This is a genomic window from Streptomyces sp. WAC07094 (assembly GCF_036320405.1).
GTDB lineage: Bacteria > Actinomycetota > Actinomycetes > Streptomycetales > Streptomycetaceae > Streptomyces > Streptomyces lannensis.
In genome coordinates, this window is sequence record NZ_JAVMJZ010000001.1 from 881,869 (window position 1) to 905,776 (window position 23,908).

Here is a 23,908-nt window from a genome sequence, read left to right on the forward strand (position 1 = left end):
GACGTCTGGCAGGTCAGCCCTGCTGGAACAGCTCCGCCGGCAACGGCTTGAGCAGCGCGTACAGGTCGTCGGTGATCGGGCGGTCCCAGGCCGCGATGGTGACCAGGACGTTGTCACTGCGGTCGAACTGCACGCAGGAGATCCGGCCCTCGGAGAGCTTCAGCCGGCGCACGATCAGAAGGTTGTCGCCCTGCATCACCGGGATGTCCTCGCTCCCGACGACGGTGACCTCCTCGTCGTTCTCCAGCGCGATGAGGAGCTGGGCCACCTCGAACGGGATCTCTCCCTCGGCGACGTCGCGGGCCGGGGAGCCCTCGGGCAGGTTGCCGATGATCATCGCGGGACCGCGGCCGCCGAACAGGTCGTAGCGCAGGAAGACACCCTGGCAGCTGCCGTCGGGAGCGGGCAGCAGACCGGCACCGAGATTGCCCGGCCAGTCACCCGGGTCCATGGCCAGGACATCGAAATCCGGCCCGGCGGGAGTGGCGCTGCGGCGGCGGAGGAAGGACATGCCGCAATGGTACGTGGCCGAGCGGGAAGCGGGGCTGTGGGCCCGCTCTCGTGGGGCGCCCGTCGGCGGCGGGTCCCCGGGGCGCGACCCCGGGACCCGCGAGGTGTCCCGCCCGCCGACCGGGCCGACCCGAACCGGCACTTCGGCGGCCCCGACCCGGGCGTTCGAGGAGGCTGCCGCGAGGGTGATCCGCTTCCGGGGCACCCGGGGACCGGGTCCGCTCACCCGGTGCCTCGCGGGCCCCTCCGGTCAGCCGTCGGTGCGGATCGGCTCCGCTGCCGGCGGGATCACCGCGACGGGGCTCGCCGCATGGAGCAGTACGGCCTGGGTCACCGAACCGATCATGCGTGCGGGGGCCAGCAGCCGTCGGCGGTGGCGGCCCACGACGACCAGCTCGGCGTCCTTGGAGGCGGCGACCAGAAGGCCCGCGGCCTGGCCGGGAGGGGTCGAGAGCTCGACCCGCACATCCGGGTGCCGCTCGCGGTGGACGGGGAGGAGGCCCGTGACCAGGGTGCGGATCTCCTCCTGGACGGCGTCGTCCTCGACGTCCGGGGACACCATCTGGCCGGGCGCCGACCAGACCTCCAGCGGGGCCCAGAGATAGGACGAGATCACATGCAGCACGGCATGGCGCCGGTCCGCCTCCGCGAAGGCGAAGGCGAGAGTGGCCTCGGTGGGGCCGTCGACATCCACACCGACGACGACCCGCGGTCCCGGCGCGACGGGGGGACCCTCGTGCACCTCGCGTCCCGGACGCGGCACCACGACCACCGGGCAGTCGGCCTCTCCCGCGACCGCGAGGCTGGTGGACCCGAGGATGAGACTGGCGAATCCCCCTCGGCCGCGCGAGCCGACCACCATGAGCTGTGCGTCCGCGCCCAGTTCGGGCAGGACGGTGGCCACGGCGCCGTCGCAGGCCACGTACTCCGTGGCCGGAAGGTCCTGCCGGTCGGCCAGTTGTGCGCGGACGTGGTCGAGCACAGGCTCCTCGACCGATGGCGCAGGCGCGGCGGCCACGACGTCGGGCTGCGCCCGCCTCACCTGCCCGCGTACATGCACCACCCACAGCGGTGCCGCGCGCAGCCGTGCGGCGGCCAGCGCCCAGTCGAGGGCGCGCAGGCTGTCGTCCGATCCGTCGACGGCCACGACGACCGGCAGAGTGATCATGGACTCCTCGCCTCCGGCACACCGCTGTGCACCCTCCGGGGCCAGCCTGACGCACAAGGCGGCCCCGGCGTGGATGCGACGGCCGCGTGTCCGGAAATTCCGGACCGGCGACGAGTCAGCTCACGAGGGCGGCTCAGGTGAGGTCGAACTCCCCCTTCCGCGCCCCCGACACGAACGCACCCCATTCCGCCGGGGTGAAGATCAGGGAGGGACTCTCGGGGCGGCCACTGTTGCGCATCGCGATGAACCCTTCGACAAAGGCGATCTGGACATCCCCGAGCCCTCGGCTGCTGGAGTGCCAGTCGGCCTTGCTCAGATCCAGCTCCGGCTTGTCCCAGCCCTTGAGCGACTGCTGCTGGATGGTGCTCTCGGCCACGTCCGTGCTCCTCCCGGTTCGTCGTCCGCGGCCAGCCTAGCCATCGCATCCCACTGCCGACAGGTCATGTGACGGGGATGCCGTCACGAGGTCGGCGGACGGTCCCCGACCAGCCACATGGAGAAGAACTGGGACCCTCCGCCGTAGGCGTGCCCGAGGACCCGCCGGGCCCGGTCCACCTGGTGTTCTCCCGCCTGTCCGCGCACCTGGAGTGCCGCCTCCGCGAAGCGGATCATGCCGGAGGCGCCGATGGGGTTCGTCGAGAGCACTCCGCCCGACATGTTGACGGGCAGGTCCCCGTCGAGCTCGGTCACGCCCGACTCGGTGAGCTTCCAGCCCTCGCCCTCCGCGGCGAAACCGAGGTTCTCCAGCCACATCGGCTCGTACCAGGAGAAGGGCACGTACATCTCCACCGCGTCGACGTCCCGGCGCGGGTCGGCGATCCCCGCCTGCCGGTAGACGTCGGCGGCACAGTCCTTGCCCGCCCTCGGGGAGACGAAGTCCTTGCCGGCGAAGAGGGTCGGCTCGCTGCGCATCGCTCCACCGAGCATCCATGCGGGACGCCGGGGTGAACGGGCCGCTCCCGCACGGTCGGTGAGCACCATGGCACAGGCGCCGTCGGAGGACGGGCAGGTCTCCGAGTAGCGGATCGGGTCCCAGAGCATGGGCGAGGACTGCACCTTCTCCAAGGTGATGTCGTGCTCGTGCAGGTGGGCGTACGGGTTCTTCAGGGCATTGCGCCGATCCTTGTAAGCGACCAGTGAACCGACCGTGTCGGGGGCGCCGCTGCGTCGCATATAGGCGCGCACGTGCGGGGCGAAGAAGCCGCCCGCTCCGGCCAGCAGCGGCTGCTGGAAGGGGATCGGCAGCGACAGACCCCACATGGCGTTGGACTCGGACTGCTTCTCGTAGGCGAGGGTCAGCACCGTGCCGTGCACACGGGCCGCGACGAGACCCGCCGCCACGAGAGCGGTGGAACCGCCCACCGAACCCGCGGTGTGCACCCTGAGCATGGGCTTGCCGACGGCGCCGAGGGCATCGGCGAGATACAGCTCCGGCATCATGACGCCCTCGAAGAAGTCGGGCGCCTTGCCGATGACCACGGCGTCGATGTCCGACCAGGTCAACTCGGCGTCCTCCAGGGCACGTCGGGCGGCCTCCCGGACGAGCCCGGCGATGGACACGTCCCGGCGCGCCGCCACATGCTTGGTCTGTCCGATGCCGGTGACGGCCACGGGCTCCTTGCTCATCGCGGCTCCCCTTCGAGTACGGCGACCAGGTTCTGCTGCAGGCACGGGCCGGACGTGGCGTGGGCGAGCGCGCGGTCGGAGGCGCCGCGGTGGATACGGGCGGCGGCCTCTCCGATGCGGATCAGACCGGCGGCCATCACCGGGTTGGCCGCGAGGGCCCCTCCGGAGGGGTTGACGGTGACCGTGCCGTCCAGGCGCAGGGCCCTGCGCAGGACCACCTCCTGGGCGGTGAACGGCGCATGCAACTCGGCGGTGTCGATGGGGCGTTCGAAGACCCCGGCCTTCTCCGCCGCGAGCCGTGTCGACGGCGAGTCGGTGAGGTCGCGCACTCCGAGGCCGTGCGCCTCGATCCGGTGGTCGATGCCCCGGATCCACGCGGGGCGTGCACACAGCTCCCGGGCCCGCTCACCCGCCGCGAGGACCACGGCGGCGGCACCGTCGCCGATCGGCGGGCAGTCGCCGGTGCGCAGCGGCCGAACCCGGTAGTCACCGTGCGGGACCGAACCCCTCAACTGTGCATGGGGGTTGTCGGCCGCGGCGGTACGGCTGCGGGCGGCGATGCCGGCCAGCGCCGGTTCATCGGTCTCACCCGCGTCGATGAGCGCCTGCGCCTGGAGCGCGGCGAGCGCCACCGAGTCCGGCCACAGCGGCGCCGTGTAGTACGGGTCGAGCTGACGGGTCAGGACGTCCCGTACGGATCCGGCCGAAGACTTGCCGTACGCGTAGACCAGCGCGGTGTCGGCGTCACCCGTGAGCAGCTTCGTCCAGGCCTCGTACAGCGCCCACGCGCCGTCCATCTCGACGTGCGACTCGGAGATCGGGGGCCAGGCTCCCACGCCGTCCAGTGCGAGGGTGAACGAGAAGGCGCGCCCCGCGAGGTAGTCGCTGGAGCCGGAGCAGGTGAAATCGATGTCGGCGGCCTGCAGACCTGTCCGGTGCAGCACGTCGTGCAGCACCGGCATGAGCATCTCCACCTCGGAGAGTTCCTCGGTGGTGCGCCGATGGTCGGTCTGCGCGAAGGCGACGACGGCGATCTCGCGGACCTCTGGGTCTTCTTCCAGCCTCACAGCAGCTCCTTGTACGACTCGTAGTCCGCGTCCGGTTCACCCGTGGGCCGGTAGTGATCGGGATGGCGCGCCCCTTCGATCCACACCGGCTCGACCCGCAGCCCCATGCGCACCTGGTCGTAGGGGATGCCCCCGATGCGGCCGTGCAGCGCGAGGTCGGCGCCGTCGAGGGCGATGTGCGCGTAGACGTACGGCACTTCGATGTCGAGGTTCTTCGCCTTGATGTTCACGATGCAGAAGGTGGTGACCGTGCCGCGGGGCCCCGCCTCGACCTGCTCGGACGTGGCGACACCGCAGGTGGGGCAGGCGCCTCGGGGCGGGATGTACACCTTTCGGCACGAGGGGCAGCGCTCGCCCACGGTCCGGCGTTCGGACAGGGCGCCGATGTGGGCGGACTGTGCGCGACCGGGCGTGTAGACGTAGTCGAGCCGGGCCGGGACCATGATGCCGGTCACCCCGTCCTCGAACTCGCCGTCGTGGCCGCCCGGTTCGACGGGATCACCGTCGTAGGGCTCGAAGCAGGCGACGTCCGTGATGGCGCCGGAGCGCTCCGCGGCCCAGCGGATCCGGACCCGCATGCCGGTCCGTACGGCACCTGGGCCGGAGGCGTCGAGGGCGTGCAGCAGGGCGGTGCCCGCGCCGTCGAGCCGGACCAGGACCCAGGCGAAGGGGCGGTCGAGGGGCTGGCCGCGGCGGGGGGCGTGGTTCCAGGCCCATGTGGTGACGGTCCCGGTGGGGGCGACCTCGACGAGGTCGCGGAGTTCCTCGGCGGTCACGGGGTCGTACTCGACGGGCGGGACGAGGGTCCGGCCGTCGCTTGTCCGCACCCCGAGGACAACACGTTCCCGCAGACCCGTGAGGAAGGCGCTCTGCACGGGCCCGAGAGAGCGGGTGAAGGGGAACTCCACGACGAGGGGGGCTTTGAGGACTTCGGGCATCCCGTATCTCCTTGTGTCTCCCGGGGGGATCACGCGCGTCGGTAGACGGGCGGCCGCTTCTCCGCGAACGCGCGGGTGCCTTCCCTCGCGTCCGCCGTGTCGAAGACGGGCCATCCGCGCTTCAGTTCGGCGGCGAGCCCTTCGGTCTCGGTCATCTCGGCGGTCTCGTACACGGACGCCTTGACGGCCTCGACCGCGAGCGGGCCGCAGGCGTTGATCCGTTCCGCCGTCTCCAGGGCCGCGGCGAGCGCGGTGCCGTCGGGCACGACACGGCCGACAAGACCGATGCCGGCCGCCTCGCCTGCCGTGTACGGGCGACCGGTGAGCAGCATCTCGAGGGCGTGGGTCCGCGGGATCTGCCGCTGGAGGCGGACGGTCGAACCACCGATGGGGAAGAGTCCGCGCCGCACCTCGAACAGGCCGAAGGTCGCGGACTCCCCCGCCACCCGGATGTCGGTCCCCTGCAGAATCTCGGTGCCGCCCGCCACGCACGGCCCCTCGACGGCGGCGATCACCGGTTTGCGGGGGCGATGATGGCGCAGCATCGCCTTCCAGTGCAGATCCGGGTCGGCGGCGAGCCGGTCGCGGTACTGCTGCCCCTCCATCCCCTTGCCGGCAAGGGCCTTGAGGTCCATCCCGGCACAGAAGGAGCCACCGGAGCCGGTGAGCACGATCGAGCGGACCTCGTCGTCCTCGTCGGCCTCGATCCAGCCGTCGTAGAGCCCCACCAGCATCGGCAACGAGAGCGCGTTCCTGGCTTCGGGCCGGTTGAGCGTGAGCACCAGTGTGGCGCCTTCGCGCTGCACGGTGAGGTGTTCGGTCCCACCCATCGCTTCCTCCCGTCTGCGGAACGAGAACAGGTTGCAGGAGGCGCGGAGCCAGGACAAGGGTTTTCTGACAGATAGTCAGATTTCCTGTGCCGGGGCCCTTCCCAGTTGCGCCGGCCTTTGCTCTGATGACCCGCGAACCGAGGATCGCCTTCTTCGCGGAGCGGCGCCGGGGTCAGGAGGAGCGGTGGAGTACAACCTTGCGGACCTGTTCGAGTCGGTCGTCGACGTGGTTCCGGACCGCGAGGCGCTCGTGTACGTCGACCACCCCGGCACGGGCGCCGAGCACCGCCTCACCTACGCGGACCTGGACGCGGCGGCCAACCGCGTCGCACACCACCTGCTCGACGCGGGGATGCGGCCCGGGGAGCATCTGGGGCTCCACCTGTACAACGGGATCGAGTACCTGCAGACGGTGCTCGGCTGCCTGAAGGCCAGGATCGTCCCGGTGAACGTCAACTACCGTTACATCGAGGAGGAGTTGGCGTACCTCTACCGGGATGCGGACCGGGTTGCGCTCGTCTTCGACGCGGAGTTCGCCGACCGGGTGGCCACGGCCGCGCCCCGGGCGGAAAGGCTGAGGCATCTGCTGCGGGTGGGCACCCCGCCCCCGGACGCGGCCGGCCCGCCCGCCGAGGACTTCGCCGAGGCCGTGGCCGCCGCCTCTCCCGGGCGGGACTTCGCCCCGCGTTCGGCCGACGACCAGTTCATCATCTACACCGGCGGCACCACCGGCATGCCCAAGGGTGTGATGTGGCGCCAGGAGGACCTGTTCTTCGCGGGCCTCGGCGGCGGCGCACCGACCGGCGATCCGGTGCGCAGGCCGCAGGAGCTCGCCGAGTGCGTCGCCGCCGGCGGGGACGGCATCACCTTCTTCCCGACTCCCCCGCTGATGCACGGCACTTCCACGCTGACGGCGTTCATCGGCTTCAACTTCGGACAGCGGATCGTGATCCACCGCAAGTTCGTGGCCGAAGAGGTGCTGCGCACCGTCGAGAAGGAGAAGGCCACCAGCGTGTCGCTGGTGGGCGACGCGATGCTGCGGCCGCTGATCGACGCACTGAACGGTCCGATGAAGGGCACGGACTGCTCGTCCCTGTTCAGCGTGTCGTCGTCCAGGGCCATCATGTCGGAGACGGTGCGGGCACAGTTCCAGGCACTCGTCCCGAACGCCGTGCTGCTGAACAACTTCGGTTCCTCGGAGTCGGGCTTCAACGGAACCGCCACCCCCGACTCCGGCCCGGACAACGGCTTCCGCATCCACGTCAACTCCCGCACCCGTGTGGTGGATCCGGTCACCCATGAACCGGTGGCGGCCGGTGACGTGGGCCGCGTCGCGCAGTGCGGGAACGTACCCCTCGGCTACTACAACGACCCGGGGAAGACCGCCGAGACCTTCTTCCTCAAGGACGGCGTGCGCTGGGTGCTCCTCGGCGACATGGCCACGGTCGACGAGGAGGGGGTCGTCACGGTCCTCGGTCGCGGCTCGCAGTGCATCAACACCGGCGGGGAGAAGGTGTATCCGGAGGAGGTCGAGCAGGCGCTCAAGTCACATCCGGACGTCTACGACGCGCTGGTGACCGGGGTGCCCGACGCGAGATGGGGCAACCACGTCGCCGCGGTCGTGCAGTTGCGCACGGGAGCGGCGCGGCCGTCCCTGGACGACATCCGGAGTCACTGCCGAACGCGGCTGGCGGGCTACAAGGTGCCGCGCCAGCTGGTGATCACCGAGGCCGTCCGGCGTTCGCCGAGCGGCAAGGCGGACTACCGCTGGGCGAAGCAGATCGCGGCGGCGGCGAACCGCTGACGATGTCGGGTCCGGCCGCCCATCGGGGTGTTCGCGCGGCGCCTGCGACCGTCTCACCGATCGCACGTTCGCTCCGCCCGTCGGGGACCCGAGCCCTCAGGGACTCGGCGGTGATCGAGGTCTGTCTCATGACGCGACCGGAATGGCATGCCGCCTCGCGGGGGGCGCGGCCGGCGCGCGCCGGGTGGCGCAGTGCCTCCACGGTCGGCCCCCTGGTCACATCCGTGGATCGTGGGGTCCACCGGTTTCGGCCGCACTCGGACCCGCGCACGGCGGCCGCCGCCGAAGGTCGCCGGGGCGCCGCCGAGCGGGCCGACGAGTGGGCCGACGAGTGGGCCGGCTCGCCCCGACAGCGAGCGAGGTCCCTCCGCAGGGGGCGGACGCGGCATGTCCCTGATCGTTTCGGGCAGGCGGAAGCCGGCCGCGATCGCGCACCCTCCTCGCGCGTGCGCACTGCGGCGCAGGAAACCGGAGGCAGACCTCTTGCCTGCGGGCCGACGAGCTGGATTACTGATCCCCAGCAGATCCGACCGAATGATCGGTCGCCCGGATTGATGTGGTTGGCGAGGGAGACGGCGCGATGGCGGAAGCGCACGACCTGCTGGACGCGGGAGAACGGCTCGACGCGGAGGAACTGCGGGTCCTGCAGATCGAGCGGTTGCGGGCATCGTTGCGACACGCCTACACACACGTGCCGTTCTACCGGGACTCCTTCGACAAGGCCGGCGTCCACCCAGACGACTGCCGCACGCTCGCCGACCTCGCCCGGTTCCCCTTCACCGTGAAGGCGGACCTGAGGGAGAACTACCCGTACGGGATGTTCGCGGTGCCCCGGGAGCGGCTCCGGCGGATCCACGCCTCGAGCGGCACCACCGGGCGCCCCACGGTCGTCGGGTACACCGAGAACGACTTGTCCATGTGGTCGGACATGGTCGCCCGGTCGATCCGCGCGGCCGGCGGCCGGCCCGGTGACACGGTGCATGTCGCGTACGGCTACGGCCTGTTCACCGGAGGCCTCGGCGCCCACTACGGCGCCGAACGCCTCGGCTGCACGGTCGTCCCCGCCTCCGGCGGCATGACGTCACGGCAGGTGCAGCTGATCCAGGACCTGAAGCCGGGCATCATCATGGTGACCCCCTCGTACATGCTGACCCTGCTGGACGAGTTCGAACGCCAAGGGGTCGACCCGCGGAGCACCTCGCTGCGCGTCGGGATCTTCGGTGCCGAACCGTGGACCGAGGAGATGCGACGCGAGATCGAGGAGCGGTTCGCCATCGACGCGGTCGACATATACGGCCTCTCGGAGGTCGTCGGTCCGGGCGTGGCACAGGAGTACGTCGAGACCAAGGACGGCCTCCACGTGTGGGAGGACCACTTCTACCCCGAGATCGTCGACCCGATCACCGGTGAGGTGCTGCCCGACGGTGAGGAGGGCGAGCTGGTCTTCACCTCCCTCACCAAGGAGGCCATGCCCGTGATCCGCTACCGGACCCGGGACCTCACCCGTCTGCTCCCGGGCACCGCGCGCACCTTCCGGCGGATCGAGAAGATCACCGGGCGCAGCGACGACATGGTCATCCTGCGCGGCGTGAACCTCTTCCCCACCCAGATCGAGGAGATCGTGCTGCGGACGCCGGGTGTGGCACCGCACTTCCAGCTCCGGCTCACCCGTGAGGGGCGGCTCGACGCACTGACCGTACGGGCCGAGGCGCGGCCCGACGCCGGTTCCGAGATCCGGGAGGCCGCCGCGCTCGCCATCGCCGCGGCCGTGAAGGACGGCGTGGGCGTCTCGGTGGCGGTGGAGATCGTCGAACCCGAGTCGCTCGAGCGTTCGGTGGGCAAGATCCGGCGGATCGTGGACCTGCGCACGGGCCGGTGACCGGCGCCTCCTCGCAGGCACCGCCGACAAGGTGGCATCCCGGCGACTCCTTCACGGGGTGGGGCGCCGGATGCCGGACAGGTCGCGGACGACCACGGCGTTGCGGTCGGCGACGGAACGGCCCAGCGCGTGATGCGGCCACAGGCCCGCCGCCACCCAGCGGCTGCGCTCCGTCCACGCCCTCGCCGCGGCGCCACCGGCGCGGTAGAAGTTCAGCGCGTAACCGCCGGCGTGGATCCGCAGCAGGCAGAAGCCGCCCGGATACTCCTTGACCGCACCGACCTCCTGCAGGGTCACGTGCGGGGCCTGCGGCAGGAGGGTGCGCTTGTTGCGATGGGTGTGGCCCGCGTGATGGAGGAAGACGCCGGGCGCGGCGCCGTAGGCCTCGAGGATCGTGCGGGCCTGGTCGCGGCGCAACCGCTGGCCGGCCGTCACGGGGAAGACGGAGTCCCGCACGGTGAGCGGATGGTGGCCGAAGACCACGGTGGGTTGTTCCTTGTGCTCCTTCAACTGGCGCCGGAACCACGAAAGTTGCTCGCCACCGAGGCCGCCCGCGTCCGCTCCGGTCCCGTGCTTCTCGTAGGTGTCGAGGCCGACGATCCGCAGTCCGCCCACGTCACGCGCGAAGTACGCGGACCCGTCCGCACCGGCGAACCCCTCCCGGAAGGTGTCCGCGCTCATGCCCGAGCACTGCCGGCAGTCCTCGCGGCAGGTGCCGAGCGCGGCTCGGTCGTGGTTGCCCCGTACGACGAAGTAGTCCCGGCCGTGCGCCCCGAAACCGTCGAGTATGCGCCTGGCCTCCGTCAGGTCCCTCGGGGCTCCCCCGGCCGAGATGTCCCCCGCGGCCAGCAGCAGGTCGGCACCGCGACGGCGCGCCTCCTCCACCATCGCCCGGCTCATGATCTCGGGATAGGGCGCGAGCCCCGACTCCTGCGAGACCCCCCGCATCAGGGGCAGACGGCCCACGAGTCCGGCGGTCGTCTCGCCCAGGTGCAGATCGTTGCACAGCGCGATGGTCAGCAGATGGCGCCCGGGCGGGGGCTGCGGTGTGGTGAAGCAGTACGGGCCTCCGCGCGTGCCGAGGCCGTGCGCAACGGTGCCCACGGCGTTGCCGCGCACCAGGTGCAGCGGAGTGGGGGCGGCGGCCACACCCCGGGAGCGGGCCTGGTAGTAGTACGTCTGCCCCGGTTCCAGGTCGGTGAGTTCCACCTGGTGGTACGCAGTGGGCCGGTCCTCCCCCGCGGTGCGGTTCAGGCGCCAGGGGCTCGTTCCGTAGACGACCTCGCCTTCCGTGACCGCCGGGATCATCCGGCCCAGTCCGTCGTGGGTGCCCGGTACCCCGGTGTACCAGGTGACGACGGCGTGGTCCTCGGCCAGGGTCACCAGTTCCAGATGGACGGCTGCGACGGCGTCGCGGTGCGCGGGCCGGCCCCTGTGCACCGGCCGGCGGAGGACGGCGACGGAGGCGGCCCGCAACAGGGCCGGGGCGAGCAGGGCGCCGGAGCGCAGCAGCTCGCACGGGGCGGGCAGGGCCGACACGGCCGCAAGGGGGGCGGAGAGGCAGCAGCGCATGTCCGGTGCGTGCCCGGGCGCAGTGAACGGCATCGGTGGAGGCGACGGCGGTGCCGGGTCGGGCACGCGACAACTCGGCGTGGAGTCGGGCCCGGCGCGGTCGGCGCCGAGCCGGGGAGCCGGTGTTCCGCGCCTCCTCGCGTCGCGTTTCACACCGTGTCGCCGAACCGGTCCCGCAACTCCCGTTTGAGGATCTTCCCGCTCGCGTTGCGAGGCAGCGCGTCCACGAACAGCACTCGCTTCGGCGCCTTGAAGGGCGCGAGCCGCTCCCGGGTGTGGGCGATGAGTTCCGCCTCCGTGACCTCCTCACGTGCGACGACGACGGCCGTGACGGCCTCGATCCACCGCTCGTCCGGCAGGCCGACGACCGCCGCCTCGGCGACCGACGGATGTGTGTACAGCGCGTCCTCGACCTGCCGTGAGGCGACCAGGACGCCACCGGAGTTGATCACGTCCTTGACCCGGTCGACGATGGTGAAGTACCCGTCCGCGTCCCGTACGGCGAGGTCCCCGGAATGGAACCAACCGTCCCGGAAGGCCTCGGCGCTCTCCTCGGGCTTGTCCCAGTAGCCCTCGCACAACTGCGGGGAACGGTAGACGATTTCGCCCTGCTCTCCGTCCGGGACGTCATCGCCGGCCCGGTCGGCGAGCTTCGCCTCCACGAACAGTACCGGCCGCCCGCACGAGTCCATGCGCCCCTTGTGCTCGTACGGTCCGAGGACCATGGCCAGCGGCCCGATCTCGCTCTGCCCGAAGCAGTTGTAGAAGGCGAGTTCGGGCAGCCGCTCCTTGAGGCGCTCCAGGACGGGCACCGGCATGATCGAGGCGCCGTAGTACGCCTTGCGCAGCCCGCTGAGGTCCCGGGTGGCGAAGTCGGGGCGGCCGGCCAGGCCGATCCACACGGTGGGCGGCGCGAACAGGCTGTCCGCCCGGCCCTGCTCGATCAGGTCGAAGAGCCGGTCGCCGTCGGGCGCGTCGAGGATCACGTTCTGCGCTCCCACTGCCAGATAGGGCAGCAGGAAGACATGCATCTGCGCCGAGTGGTACAGCGGCAGCGAGTGCACCGGCAGGTCGCCCGCGCTCAGGTCGAGGGCGGTGATCGCGCTCAGGTACTCGTGCACCAGCGCACGGTGCGTCATCATCGCGCCCTTGGGAAGCGCGGTGGTCCCGGAGGTGTAGAGGAGCTGCACCAGGTCCTCGCCCCGCGGCTCCGCTCCGTCGTACGGCTCGGTGCCGGCGAGCCGTACGAGCAGGCAGTCGTCGGCGTCCCGCAGCGCCAGCACCCGTACGCCGGCGGGAAGGTTGCCGGCGAGGGACGGATCCACGAGTACGAGCGCACAGCCCGACTGCTCCACGATGTACGACAGGTCGTCGCCGATCAGGTTCTGGTTGATCGGAACGTGCACGAGACCGGCGCGGGCACAGGCCAGGAAGGCGATCAGATACGCGTCGGAGTTGTGACCGAGGGCACCGACCCGGTCCCCGCGCGAGAGCCCGGCATCGCGCAGGACGCGGGCGGCGCGGGAGACGGCGTCGTCGAGTTCGGCGTACGTCCACGACCGGTCGCCGTAGTCGATCGCCCTGCGCTCCGGGGTCCGCCGGGCACTGCGCCGCAGCGTGCCGTCGACCGTGACGCTTCGTCCCGCCGTCATGAACAGCCCCTTCGTCCGCCTCAGCCTGGCGCGATCCTCGTTCCGTGCCGCCGGGGAGGTCAAGCTCCCTACGTCCGCGGCACGAGAAAACCGGCCCCGACTCACACCGGACGGGTGCGGCCTTCCCAGTACGGATCGCGCAGCCGGCGCTTGTACAGCTTGCCGTTCGGGTCGCGGGGCAGCGTTCCTACGAAGTCGACGCTCCTGGGCCGTTTGTAGTCGGCGAGCCGCCGGGCGCAGTGGCCGAGGATGGCCTCGGCGAGCGCCGGCGACGGCTCATGGCCCGGCGCGGGTTCGACGACCGCTTTCACCTCCTCGCCCCAGTCGTCGTGCGGGATGCCGAAGGCGGCCGCGTCGGCGACGGAGGGGTGGCCGAGCAGAGCGGCCTCGATCTCCGCGGGGTAGATGTTGACCCGCCGGAGATGATCAGGTCGATCTTGCGGTCGCGCAGGAAGAGGTAGCCGTCCTCGTCGAGCTGGCCGAGGTCGCCCACGGTGAAGAAGTCCCCGATGCGGTTCTTGCGCGTCTTGGTCTCGTCCTTGTGGTAGGAGAAGCCGCCGGTGCTCATCTTCATGTAGACGGTGCCCAGTTCACCGGGCGGCAGCCGGTTGCCGTCGTCGTCGAAGACGGCGAGTTCGCTGATGGGCCACGCCCTGCCGACGGTTCCGGGCTTCTTCAGCCAGTCCTCGGCTGACGCGAAGGCACCGCCGCCCTCGCTGGCCGCGTAGTACTCCTCGACACTGTCGCCCCACCACTCGATCATCGCCCGCTTGACGTGGTCGGGGCAGGGGGCGGCGCCGTGGATGGCATGCCGCATGGAGGAGACGTCGTAGCGCGCCCGCACCTCGTCCGGAAGCGCGAGGAGCCGGTGGAACTGGGTGGGGACCATGTGCGTGTGGGTGCACCGGTGGGTGTCGATCAGGCGGAGCATCCCCTCCGGCGTCCACTTGTCCATGAGCACCAGCCGATGGCCGATGTGCAGCGCCGCGCCGGCGAACTGGAGCACCGCCGTGTGATACAGCGGTGAGCAGACGAGGTGGACGTTGTCGTCGTACGGCTTGATGCCGAAGATGCCTAGGAAACCGCCGAGATGCGACTGCTCCGGCGCTGTGCCGGGCAGCGGACGCCTGATGCCGCGGGGCCGCCCGGTCGTGCCCGAGGTGTAGTTCATGACCCAGCCGAGGGTGCGTCCGCCGGGGGCCGACTCGGGCTGTCCGTCGAGGAGTTCGGCGTAGGGCCGGAAGCCCTCGACCGCGCCGACGGCGTACCGTCCCGCGGCCGGCAGCCCCGCCTCGTCGGCGGCGCCGCGCGCCGCCTCCGCGAACCTCTCGTGCGCTATGAGCACCTTGGCGCCGGAGTCGGCGACGATCCAGGCGATCTCGGGTCCGACGAGGTGGTGGTTGACGGGGACGAGGTAGAGGCCGGCCTGGGTGGCGGCCAGATAGGCGGTGAACAGCTCGGCTCCGTTGGGCAGCACCACCGCGAAGGAGTCCCCCCGTTCGAGCCCCGCCGCCCGTAGTCCGTGGACCATCCTGTTCGCCGCGGACAGCAGCCGTCGGGCGGTCCACTCCTCCCCGTCGGGCGCGACGAGGACCCTACGGTCGGGGTCTTCCCCGGCCTGGGCCCAGAATCCGTTGGCCTCCTGGCTCACTGCCGGCTCCTTCCTGCGATCCGGTTGAGGCGGTCGACGGCCCGCTCGAAGCCGCGGGTGAGGTCGTCGACGACCGCCTGGACACTGCGCTCCTCGTTCATCCGGCCGACGATCTGCCCCACCGGAGTGCCGAGCAGCGGTTCCACCTCGTACCGCTGGATGCGAGAGATCGCGTCGGCCACGAGCAGCCCCTGCAGGGGCATGGGGAGTGTGCCGGGTCCGCCGGCGTCGTCCCAGGCGTCGGTCCACTCGGTGCGCAACTGCCGGGCCGGTTTGCCGGTCAGCGCCCGGGAGCGGACGGTGTCGCCCGATCCCGCGGCGAGCAGTTTGCGCACCAATGCGCGCGAGGGCAGTTCCGCCTCGGTGGTGGTCAGCCAGATCGAGCCGAGCCAGACCCCCTGCGCGCCGAGCGTGAGGGCGGCGGCGACCTGCCGGCCGCAGCCGATGCCGCCGGCCGCCAGCACGGGCAACGGAGCGACGGCGTCGACGACTTCGGGGGTGAGCACCATGGAGCCGATCTCCCCGGTGTGTCCACCGGCCTCGTACCCCTGGGCGACGACGATGTCGATGCCCGCCTGCCGGTGTTTGCGCGCATGCCGGGCGCTGCCGGCGAGCGCGGCGACCAGGACACCCCGGTCGTGCGCGCGCCGGACGACGTCGGCGGGCGGGGAGCCCAGCGCGTTGGCGAGCAGTGCGATCGGGTAGTCGAAGGCGACGTCCAGCTGCGAGCGGGCGACCTGCTCCATCCACCCGGTGATCCGCCACCCCGACGCCTCGCCGTCGGCCAGTTCGGGCACCCCGTACCGGGCGAGGGTGTCCTCGACGAACCGGCGGTGCCCCTGCGGGATCATCGCCTCGACATCGGCCTCGGTGACGCCTTCCACCTTCCTGGCGGGCATGACGACGTCGAGCCCGTACGGCCTGCCGTCGACATGTCCCTCGACCCAGTCCAGGTCGCGCTTGAGGTCGTCGGGGGCGGTGTAGCGGACCGCGCCGAGCACGCCGAGGCCGCCGGCCCTGCTGATGGCCGCGGCCACGGCGGGGAACGGCGTGAAGCCGAAGAGGGCGTGCTCGACGCCGAGTTGCTCGCTCAGCTCCGTCTGCATGGGCGCAGGATGCCGCAGCGGTCCGGAGGAGGGAAGACTGTTTCTGATACTCCGTCAGATCACTTGCCGGGAACCCGCGGAGCCCGGACCCGGCCACGACCCCGGTGCGGGGCGTGCGGGAACGGGCGTCCGCCGCCCGGTCATGGTGCCGAGGTGCTCTCCGCCGTTTCGAGGACCGCCATCGCCGCGTTGTGCCCCGGCACCCCGCTCACCCCGCCGCCCCGTACCGCTCCGGCACCGCACAGCAGGACGTTCGCGTGCGGGGTCTCCACGCCCCAGCGGCCCGTGCCCTCCTGTGCGTACGGCCATGCCAGTTCACGGTGGAAGATGTTGCCGCCGGGCAGACGCAGATCGCGCTCCAGGTCGAGCGGGGTCTTCGCCTCGATGCAGGGACGGCCGTCCGCGTCCAGGGCCAGACAGTCCTCGAGGGGCTCGGCGAGGTGGGCGTCGAGTTGCGCCAGCGTCGACTTCAGCAATTCGTCGCGCACACCGTCGTTGTCGCCTTCGAAGAGCCGCGCGGGCGTGTGCAGACCGAAGAGGGTCAGGGTCTGGTAGCCGCGCTCGACGAGGTCGGGTCCGAGAATGGTCGGGTCGGTGAGGGAGTGGCAGTAGATCTCCGAGGGCGGCGCCGAGGGCAGTGCGCCCGCGGCCGCCTGGGCATGGGCGGCGGCCAGTTGCCCGTACCCCTCGGCGATGTGGAAGGTGCCGGAGAAGGCCTCACGCGGATCGACGCCGGTGTCCCGCAGCGCGGGCAGCCGGGTGAGCAGCATGTTCACCTTGAGCTGTGCGCCCTCGGCCGGGGCGGGTGGAGTGTCACCCGTGAGCCTGGCCAGCTCCTGCGGTGAGGCGTTGACCAGGACGTGGCGGGCGGACACGGTGCCCTCCGCGTCCTCGCTCCGGTAACTGACCTCGGCGGCGCGCCCGTCTGTCTCGATGCGCACCGCCTCCCGCCCGGTGGCGATCACGGCGCCGGCGGCACGCGCGGCCGCCGCGAGCGCGTCGGTGAGCGCACCCATGCCTCCGACCGGGACGTCCCAGTCGCCGGTGCCGCCGCCGATGACGTGGTAGAGGAAGCAGCGGTTCTGGCGCAGGGAGGCGTCGTGGGCGTCCGCGAAGGTGCCGATGAGCGCATCGGTGAGGACGACACCGCGTACCAGGTCGTCGGCGAAGTTCGCCTCGACGGCGGCGCCGATCGGCTCCTCGAACAGCGCCCGCCACGCCTCCTCGTCGTCGATTCGGTGGCGCAGGTCGTCCCGGGTGGGCAGGGGCTCGGTGAGCGTGGGGAAGACCCTTTCGGCGACCCGCCCGGTCATCGCGTAGAAGCGCTGCCAGGACTCGTACTCGCGCTCGGACCCGGTCAGCCGGGCGAACGCCTCCCGGGTCCGCCGTTCGCCGCCGCCGACCAGGAGTCCGGTGGGCCGGCCGTCGCGCTCGACGGGCGTGTACGAGGACACGGTCCGCGCCCGCACCCGGAAATCGAGCTCCAGGTCCCGCACGATCTTCCGCGGCAGCAGGCTGACCAGGTACGAGTAGCGCGACAGCCGTGCGTCCACTCCGGCGAACGGCCGCGTCGAGACCGCGGCTCCCCCGGTGCGCTCCAGCCGCTCCAGGACCAGCACGGACCGCCCGGCCCGCGCCAGATAGGCGGCTGCCACCAGTCCGTTGTGGCCCCCGCCGACGATCACGGCGTCGTATTCCTCGTGTGCAGGCATGCCCCTTCGTAACACGCCATGATCCGGATCGGCCAGAGGCGGGCCGACCGCGCGCCTCAGGGTCCGGCCGCCGCCCTCTGTTGCCGTGACACCGCCACTCTCCGGTACAGCTCCACCGCCTCCTGGCCACGGCCCAGCTGCTCGAGGCAGTGGGCCTCGTCGTTGCGGCTGGCGAGGGTGTCGGCGTGGTCGGGGCCGAGAACCCGCTCCCGGGCGGCCGCCACCCGGCGGTACTCGCTCAGGGCGTCGGCCCAGCGGCCGAGCCAGCCCAGTCCGACGGCCACCTCGCGTCGGCTCACCAGGGCGTCCGGGTGGTCGGGGCCCAGTGCCTGCTCGCGCAGCAGGGCCACGTCGCGGGCCTCGGCGAGGGCCTCCTCCCAGCGGCCGAGGCGGCCCAGGTTGACGCCCAGGCCGTGCCGTGCGCGGAGGGTCTCGGGGTGCGAAGGGCCCTGGACCCGGGTGCGGTCGTCCACCAGTTCGCGGTAGAGCGCGAGGGCCTGCGCGCTGCGTCCGAGCCGGCCGAGGCTGATGCCGATCTCGTGGCGGGCGGCGAGGGTGTCCGGATGGTCGGGGCCCAGCGCCGCGGCCCGTTCCCCGGCCACGTCCCGGTACGTCTGCAGAGCCTCGCCCCAGCGGCCCAACTGGCCCAGCACATAGGCGACCTCGTACCGGGTGACGAGGGTGTCGGGGTGTGCGGCGCCGAGCACCCGGGCCCGGGCCTCCGCCACCTCGTACGCCGTCCGGTACGAGTCCTCCAGACGCCCCAGCCGGCTGAGGTTGAAGGCGATGTTGTGGCGGCAGCGCAGGGTGTCGGGGTGGTCCGGTCCCATGGTGCGCTCCCGGGTGGCCAGCACCGACGTGTACACCTGATGCGCCTCGAAGGGCCGGCCCAGCTGTCCGAGGACGTAGGCCATCTCCTGGCGTGCCGCCAGGGTGTCCGGGTGGTCGGGGCCGAGCACCCGCTCCCTGGCCCGGGCGACGTGGGTGTACTCCCGCAGGGCGTCGGCGGGGCGGCCGGTGCGGCTGAGTGTGAAGCCGACCTCGTAGCGGCTGGCCAGGGTGTCGGGATGGTCCGGGCCGAGAAGATGCTCACGCTCGGCGGCGACCCCGCGGTGCACCTGGCCGGCCTCGGTCCAACGGCCGAGCCTGCCGAGGCTCAGCCCCGCGTTGTGCCGGTCGGCCAGGGCGCTCACCCTCTCCGGTGGCGGAGTGGGCCGTTCCGTAGGTGCCGGCCCGGCCGGACGGCCCGTGCCGGGACGGGCGACCCACTCGTCGGTCAGACCCGCCGGGCCGTCGGGCGGGGTGGTGCGCAGCCCGGTGCCCGCGGCCTTGTGACCGGTGGTCATGCCCCGGGTCCAGGACGGCAGCCGGGGCTCGCGGGAGGAGGAGCGGACGACGGGTGCGGGCGAGACGACCGTGGGCACATAGACGGACCGGGTGCGGCCCGCGCCGATCCGCCGCGCCAGCTCGTGCGCGTCCCGCGGGCGCTCGTCGGGGCTCTTGGCGAGCAGGTCGAGGACGATGCGCTCCAGGTACTCCGGGAGATCGGCGCGGTGACTGCGCGGCGGCTCCGGCAACGTGTCGCGGTGTCCGACGAGAACGGCCCACGCGTCGTCGCGGTCGAACGGCGGTACGCCGGTGGCGATCTCGTACAGCACGCACCCCAGCGAGTACAGGTCGCTGCGCTGGTCCACCGGTTCCCCGCCGATCTGCTCCGGTGACATGTAGTGCGGGGTGCCCATCGCGATGCCCGTGCCCGTGAGCCGTGTGGTGAAGCCGATGTCGTGGCCGAGGCGGGCGATGCCGAAATCGCAGATCTTCACCGTGCCGTCGCCCGTCCGCACGATGTTGGCGGGCTTCAGATCACGGTGCACGATGCCCTGGCGATGGGTGTAGGCGAGCGCCGACGCGACCTGTTCGGCGATGTCGACGATGTCGGCCAGCGGCAGCGGATGGTGCTTGTTGTCCTCCAGAAGCTGGCTGAGATTGCGCCCCTGAAGCAGCTCCATGACCAGGTACAGCACATCGTCGGACTCGCCGAAGTCGTGCACCACCGTCACCCCGGGATGCTGGAGGCCGGCGGCCACGCGCGCCTCGCGCCGGAACCGCTCCCGCAGGACCCCCGTGAAGGAATGGTCCTGGTCCGGGCCGATCGGCTTGAGACACTTCACCGCGACCTTTCTGCCGAGGGATTCGTCCCTCGCGCGCCACACCTCGCCCATTCCGCCGCGCCCGATCAACTCGAGCAGCCGATACCGGCCCTGGATCAGCCTGGTCTCCGCCATCGCCTGAGATCGCCCCCGTCCCGGCCCCGCCCCTCCCCTGGCCCGTCCAGTATGGCGAGTTATCTGCCGACTTTGTACGGCGCAGGACGTGCGCCCGGGCCGAGTCTGGCCATTGCGCGGAGGATGTGTTTGGGAGGCAGTTGCCAGCGCAGACGTGCGGGAATGCAGCGGAGCAGGGTGCCGGTGAGGCGCAGACGCCGGGTCACCGTGGTGGGTCCGGGAGCAGGCCTGCCGTACAACTCGTGGGCGTACGGGGGCAGGGAGGCGTACGCCAGATCGGCCACACGCCGCCACAGCAGGGCGCGCGCCGGTCGGAGCACGGGGTGGACGGGCGGACGGCGCAGGAAGTCGTCCACCTCGTGCGCCTCGGGTCCGGCGGCGAGCTCGGGCCGCACCTTCTCGAAGTACGCGGCCAGTTCTCCCCGGTCGGCCGGGGCCTCCCGCGGATCCAGTCCCACAAGACCGGCGGCGACCCGGTTCTCGTGGACGTAGCGGTCGGCCTGCGCGTCGGTGAGCCGGAAGCCCGAGCGACGCAGGACGTGCAGATAGGAGTCGATCTCCGCGCAGTGCACCCACAGCAGCAGTTCGGGCTCGCCGACCCCGTAGCGCCGGCCCGTGTCCGGATCCGTCGCCCCGAGCATGGCGTGGATCTTCCGCACCCGAGTGGCCGCCCGCTCCGCGGCCTGCGTGGTGCCGTAGGTCGTCGTCCCCACGAAGTTGGCCGTGCGCATCAGCCTGCCCCAGGCGTCGCGCCGGAAGTCGGAGTTCTGCATGACCCCGCGCACGGTCGGCGGGTGCAGGGCCTGGAGGTAGAGCGCTCGGATGCCCGCCACCCACATCATGGGGTCGCCGTGCATCTGCCAGGTCACCGAGGAGGGCCCGAAGAACCCCGGATCCGCGTCCACGTCGTCAGTGTGACCGCGCCCGGCCGGCTCCTCAACCCTCCGCGGCCGCGTCGGGCGGCAGGTTGAACGGGGTGACCACCTGGATGGGCGACGGGAGGTGAGGGCCTTCCTCCGGCAGCGCTCCGTGCGCCCGCATCACCGTCTGGCAGGCGCGGCGCATGTCCTGGCGCAGATCGTGGTGGAGCACGGCGGAGATACGGCGCTCGCCCAGCAGCCGGGTGTTGTCGCGGTCGAGGTCGTGCGCGATGAAGACGGCGATGTCGCGGCCGAGCGCGTCGAAGGCCTCGACGGTCGCGGCGTTCCCCCCGCCGACGGAGTAGACGGCGTTGATCGCGGGATCCCGCTTCAGCGCGCTCAGCACGAGGTCGCGCTGGGTGGCGTCAAGCCCGTCGCTGTCCGTGACCTCGACCAGCGCACAGCCGGGCCGCGACATCCGCAGCGCGGCGCGGAATCCCATCTCGCGCTCCTCCTCGCCGCGGAAGAAGCCCCGGCTGATGGTGACGAGCGCGTGTCCGGCCCGCTCGCCGAGCCACTGGTCGAGGAGATAGGCGGCGGTGGCCCCCGCGGCCCTGTTGTCGATGCCGACATAGGCGTGGCGCGCACTGCCGGGAAGGTCCGTGACGAGGGTGACCACGGGTATCCCGGCCGCGACCAGCCTGCCCACGGCGGCGGTGATCTCCGGCAGGTCCGGGGCCTTCAGGATCACACCCTGGGTGCCTCGCCGGGCGATGCGCTCCAGGATGCCGATCAGCTCCGCGGGCGGACAGGTCTCACGGAAGTGGAAACGGGAGCGGACGAGGGCGGGCTGGAGGGAGGGCAGTTCGGCCTCGAGCGCGTCGCGGATCGCCGACGAGAACCGGGCCGGGGTCTGCATCACGATGTCGATCATGAAGGCACGTCCACCGATACGGACCTGTGTCCGCTGCCGGTCCAGGTCCTCGATCGCCTGATGCACCTCGCGCACCGTGCTCTCCCGGACCCCGCCCCGACGATTGAGGACACGGTCGACGGTGGCCTGGCTCAGTCCGGCCTGACGTGCGATCTCACGGATCGTGTACGGGTGTCCCATGGCTGTGTCCCGGGGGTCGAGGACGGCTGCTGCGGATGGCTGCCGATGATGGTTTTTTGATGGGTTTCTGCTCATTGAATGAGGGGCTCGGGTTCACAAGACTGGCGGAGACGACGGCACGGCGAAAGGACCTTGCGATGTCTCTCACCGCCATCGGGCCGGGAACCTGGTTCGGGGAGCAGGACTGCGACCTCGACGCCTTCCGCACCCTGGTCGACCGGCGCACCGATCCGGGTGACTATCCGCTCGCCGAGGGGGTGGAGCAGGACGTCCTGCTCTACGACAGCGACCGGCTGAGGGCCGCCGACCCGAGGGGCGTGCAGAGCGAATGGGTGCGTGCCCTCATGGACGGGCCCGGCATCGTGGTGCTCAAGCGGGCGTTCCCCGATCTCACCGTGGTGGACCGGGCGAGCGCCGTCTTCACCGCGGTCATCGAGCAGGAGCGGGCGGCGGGCGGTGCCCGCGGCGACCACTTCGCCCGGCCCGGCGCCAACGACCGGGTGTGGAACGCGCTCGACAAGATGGCCGTCCGCGACCCCGAGACGTTCGCCGACTACTACGCCAACGACATGCTGGCGCTGGTCGCCGAGGCCTGGCTCGGTCCCGGCTACCAGATCACCTCGCAGATCAACCAGGTCAACCCGGGCGGCGCCGCGCAGAGTGTGCACCGCGACTACCACCTCGGATTCCTCACCCAGGACCGGGCCGCCCGCTATCCGGCGCATGTCCACCGCCTGTCGCCCGTGCTGACCCTCCAGGGCGCGGTGGCGCACTGCGACATGCCCGTGGAGTCCGGCCCGACGCTGTACCTGCCGCACTCGCAGAAATTCGGACCGGGCTATCTGGCCTGGCGCAGGCCGGAGTTCGTCGCGTACTTCACCGAGCACCATGTCCAGCTGCCCCTGGAGAAGGGTGACGCGGCGTTCTTCAACCCCGCCCTCTTCCACGCCGCAGGACACAACCGGTCCACGGACATCAGGCGCATGGCGAACCTGCTGCAGATCTCCTCCGCCTTCGGCCGCGCCATGGAGACGGTCGACCGCGAGACGGTGTCGAACTCGGTCTACCCGGTGCTGCTGCGGCGCAGGGGCGAGGGGGCCGGTGAGGACTGGCTGCGCCGGGTGGTCGCCGCCTGCGCCGAGGGCTACCCCTTCCCCACGAATCTCGACCTGGACCCGCCGGTCGACGGGCTGGCGCCGCCGTCCCAGGCTGACACCGTTTCGCGGGCCCTGTCGCAGGGCTGGAGCCCCGAGCGGCTCGCCGAGGAACTGCGGGCCGGCGCCGAACGCCGCCGTATCTGAAAGGACACAGCAGCCATGGGACTTCTGGAGGAGAAGGTCGTCCTCGTCAACGGCGGGAGCCAGGGGGTCGGCGCCGGCATCGTCCGGGCCGCCGTACGCGAGGGCGCGAGCGTCGTCCTCAGCGGGCGGCGGGCCGAGGTGGGCGAGAAACTCGCGGCCGAGTCGGGCGCCACCTTCGTGCAGGCGGATCTCGCCGACCCGGCACAGGCAGGCCGCGGCGTGGAGGAGGCCGTGGCGCGTCACGGCCGGATCGACTGCCTCGTGAACGCTGCGGGACTGACCTCGCGCGGCACACTGCTGGACACCACACCGGAGCTGTTCGACGCGCACATCGCGATCAACCTCCGGGCGCCGTTCTTCGCGATGCAGGCGGCCGTGCGGGACATGGTGGCGCGCGAGGCACCCGGCACCATCGTCAACATCATCACCTCCTCGGCCCACGGCGGGCAGCCCTTCCTCGCTCCCTACGTCGCCGCCAAGGCCGGACTCGCCGGTCTGACCCGCAACGCCGCCCATGCGCACCGCTGGGACCGGATCCGGATCAACGGGCTCAACATCGGCTGGACGGACACCGAGGGCGAGGACGCCGTCCAGCGCGCCTTCCACGGCGCCGGCGACGACTGGCGCCGCAAGGCGGCAGAGTCGCAGCCGATGGGCAAGCTGGGCCAGGTCGACGAGATCGCCGACTTCGTCGTCTTCCTGCTGTCCGACCGCAGCGGCGTGGTGACCGGTTCGGTGATCGACTGGGACCAGATCGTCCTCGGTGGACTCGGCTGACGACGCCACCGCGCGAACCGCTTCACGCACCGCTTTCCACGATCGATCGGAGCAAC

18 protein-coding genes and 1 pseudogene are annotated in these 23,908 nt (G+C 71.6%); 4 read left to right on the top strand and 15 right to left on the bottom strand.

The features are described from left to right. Positions 1 to 13 precede the first annotated feature (13 nt). The 7 genes from RCR19_RS03925 to RCR19_RS03955 all read right to left on the bottom strand — a co-directional run bounded on the left by RCR19_RS03925 (position 14) and on the right by RCR19_RS03955 (position 6,139). Positions 14 to 511, bottom strand: a complete 498-nt coding sequence (locus RCR19_RS03925; RefSeq protein ID WP_331263780.1) for a hypothetical protein — start codon at positions 509 to 511, stop codon at positions 14 to 16. 249 nt (positions 512 to 760) lie between these two features. Further along, positions 761 to 1,678 carry a universal stress protein gene (locus RCR19_RS03930; protein ID WP_331263781.1) on the bottom strand — a complete coding sequence of 306 codons (918 nt, stop codon included), beginning with the start codon at positions 1,676 to 1,678 and terminating at the stop codon, positions 761 to 763. Between the two features lie 133 nt (positions 1,679 to 1,811). Beyond that, positions 1,812 to 2,054: a DUF397 domain-containing protein gene (locus RCR19_RS03935; protein ID WP_331263782.1), complete on the bottom strand. Its 243-nt coding sequence runs from the start codon at positions 2,052 to 2,054 to the stop codon at positions 1,812 to 1,814. An 83-nt stretch (positions 2,055 to 2,137) separates the two neighbouring features. Further along, complete coding sequence (locus RCR19_RS03940) at positions 2,138 to 3,304, bottom strand: thiolase domain-containing protein (RefSeq protein WP_331263783.1); 1,167 nt, start codon at positions 3,302 to 3,304, stop codon at positions 2,138 to 2,140. Beyond that, positions 3,301 to 4,365: a thiolase domain-containing protein gene (locus RCR19_RS03945; RefSeq protein ID WP_331269337.1), complete on the bottom strand. Its 1,065-nt coding sequence runs from the start codon at positions 4,363 to 4,365 to the stop codon at positions 3,301 to 3,303. The genes RCR19_RS03940 and RCR19_RS03945 overlap by 4 nt, the downstream gene beginning before the upstream one ends. A 2-nt stretch (positions 4,366 to 4,367) precedes the next feature. Beyond that, entirely contained in the window at positions 4,368 to 5,309 is a 942-nt protein-coding gene (locus RCR19_RS03950) for an OB-fold domain-containing protein (RefSeq protein ID WP_331263784.1), read from the bottom strand. 29 nt (positions 5,310 to 5,338) lie between these two features. Next, entirely contained in the window at positions 5,339 to 6,139 is an 801-nt protein-coding gene (locus RCR19_RS03955; protein ID WP_331263785.1) for a crotonase/enoyl-CoA hydratase family protein, read from the bottom strand. Positions 6,140 to 6,323: 184 nt separating this feature from the next. On the opposite strand from RCR19_RS03955, the gene RCR19_RS03960 reads away from it, so the two are divergent. Together RCR19_RS03960 and paaK are read left to right on the top strand one after the other, a co-directional pair. Next, entirely contained in the window at positions 6,324 to 7,943 is a 1,620-nt protein-coding gene (locus RCR19_RS03960; RefSeq protein WP_331263786.1) for an acyl-CoA synthetase, read from the top strand. A 580-nt stretch (positions 7,944 to 8,523) separates the two neighbouring features. Then, entirely contained in the window at positions 8,524 to 9,822 is a 1,299-nt protein-coding gene (paaK, locus tag RCR19_RS03965; protein ID WP_331263787.1) for a phenylacetate--CoA ligase PaaK, read from the top strand. 51 nt (positions 9,823 to 9,873) lie between these two features. Here paaK and RCR19_RS03970 read toward each other — a convergent pair whose 3' ends face one another. From RCR19_RS03970 to RCR19_RS04005, 8 genes and pseudogenes are all read right to left on the bottom strand, one after another. Beyond that, positions 9,874 to 11,394 carry a metallophosphoesterase family protein gene (locus tag RCR19_RS03970; protein ID WP_331269338.1) on the bottom strand — a complete coding sequence of 507 codons (1,521 nt, stop codon included), beginning with the start codon at positions 11,392 to 11,394 and terminating at the stop codon, positions 9,874 to 9,876. Between the two features lie 149 nt (positions 11,395 to 11,543). Next, a complete protein-coding gene (locus RCR19_RS03975) occupies positions 11,544 to 13,046 on the bottom strand; it encodes an acyl-CoA synthetase (RefSeq protein WP_331263788.1) in 1,503 nt (500 codons plus the stop codon). Positions 13,047 to 13,147: 101 nt separating this feature from the next. Further along, a pseudogene (locus RCR19_RS03980) lies at positions 13,148 to 14,697 on the bottom strand (acyl-CoA synthetase). Further along, positions 14,694 to 15,803 carry a nitronate monooxygenase family protein gene (locus RCR19_RS03985; protein WP_331263789.1) on the bottom strand — a complete coding sequence of 370 codons (1,110 nt, stop codon included), beginning with the start codon at positions 15,801 to 15,803 and terminating at the stop codon, positions 14,694 to 14,696. The pseudogene RCR19_RS03980 and the gene RCR19_RS03985 overlap by 4 nt, the downstream one beginning before the upstream one ends. 140 nt (positions 15,804 to 15,943) lie before the next feature. Beyond that, positions 15,944 to 17,515 carry an NAD(P)/FAD-dependent oxidoreductase gene (locus RCR19_RS03990; protein WP_331263790.1) on the bottom strand — a complete coding sequence of 524 codons (1,572 nt, stop codon included), beginning with the start codon at positions 17,513 to 17,515 and terminating at the stop codon, positions 15,944 to 15,946. A gap of 56 nt (positions 17,516 to 17,571) precedes the next feature. Then, on the bottom strand, positions 17,572 to 19,800 hold the full coding sequence (locus RCR19_RS03995; protein WP_331263791.1) for a serine/threonine-protein kinase: 2,229 nt from the start codon (positions 19,798 to 19,800) through the stop codon (positions 17,572 to 17,574). 59 nt (positions 19,801 to 19,859) lie between these two features. Next, positions 19,860 to 20,657 carry an oxygenase MpaB family protein gene (locus RCR19_RS04000; RefSeq protein WP_331269339.1) on the bottom strand — a complete coding sequence of 266 codons (798 nt, stop codon included), beginning with the start codon at positions 20,655 to 20,657 and terminating at the stop codon, positions 19,860 to 19,862. Between the two features lie 79 nt (positions 20,658 to 20,736). Next, complete coding sequence (locus RCR19_RS04005) at positions 20,737 to 21,774, bottom strand: LacI family DNA-binding transcriptional regulator (protein ID WP_331263792.1); 1,038 nt, start codon at positions 21,772 to 21,774, stop codon at positions 20,737 to 20,739. 137 nt (positions 21,775 to 21,911) lie between these two features. Between RCR19_RS04005 and RCR19_RS04010 the strand changes: the two genes are divergently transcribed. Both RCR19_RS04010 and RCR19_RS04015 read left to right on the top strand, forming a co-directional pair. Then, positions 21,912 to 23,075 carry a phytanoyl-CoA dioxygenase family protein gene (locus RCR19_RS04010; protein ID WP_331263793.1) on the top strand — a complete coding sequence of 388 codons (1,164 nt, stop codon included), beginning with the start codon at positions 21,912 to 21,914 and terminating at the stop codon, positions 23,073 to 23,075. 15 nt (positions 23,076 to 23,090) lie between these two features. Then, entirely contained in the window at positions 23,091 to 23,852 is a 762-nt protein-coding gene (locus RCR19_RS04015; RefSeq protein WP_331263794.1) for an SDR family oxidoreductase, read from the top strand. Positions 23,853 to 23,908 lie beyond the last annotated feature (56 nt).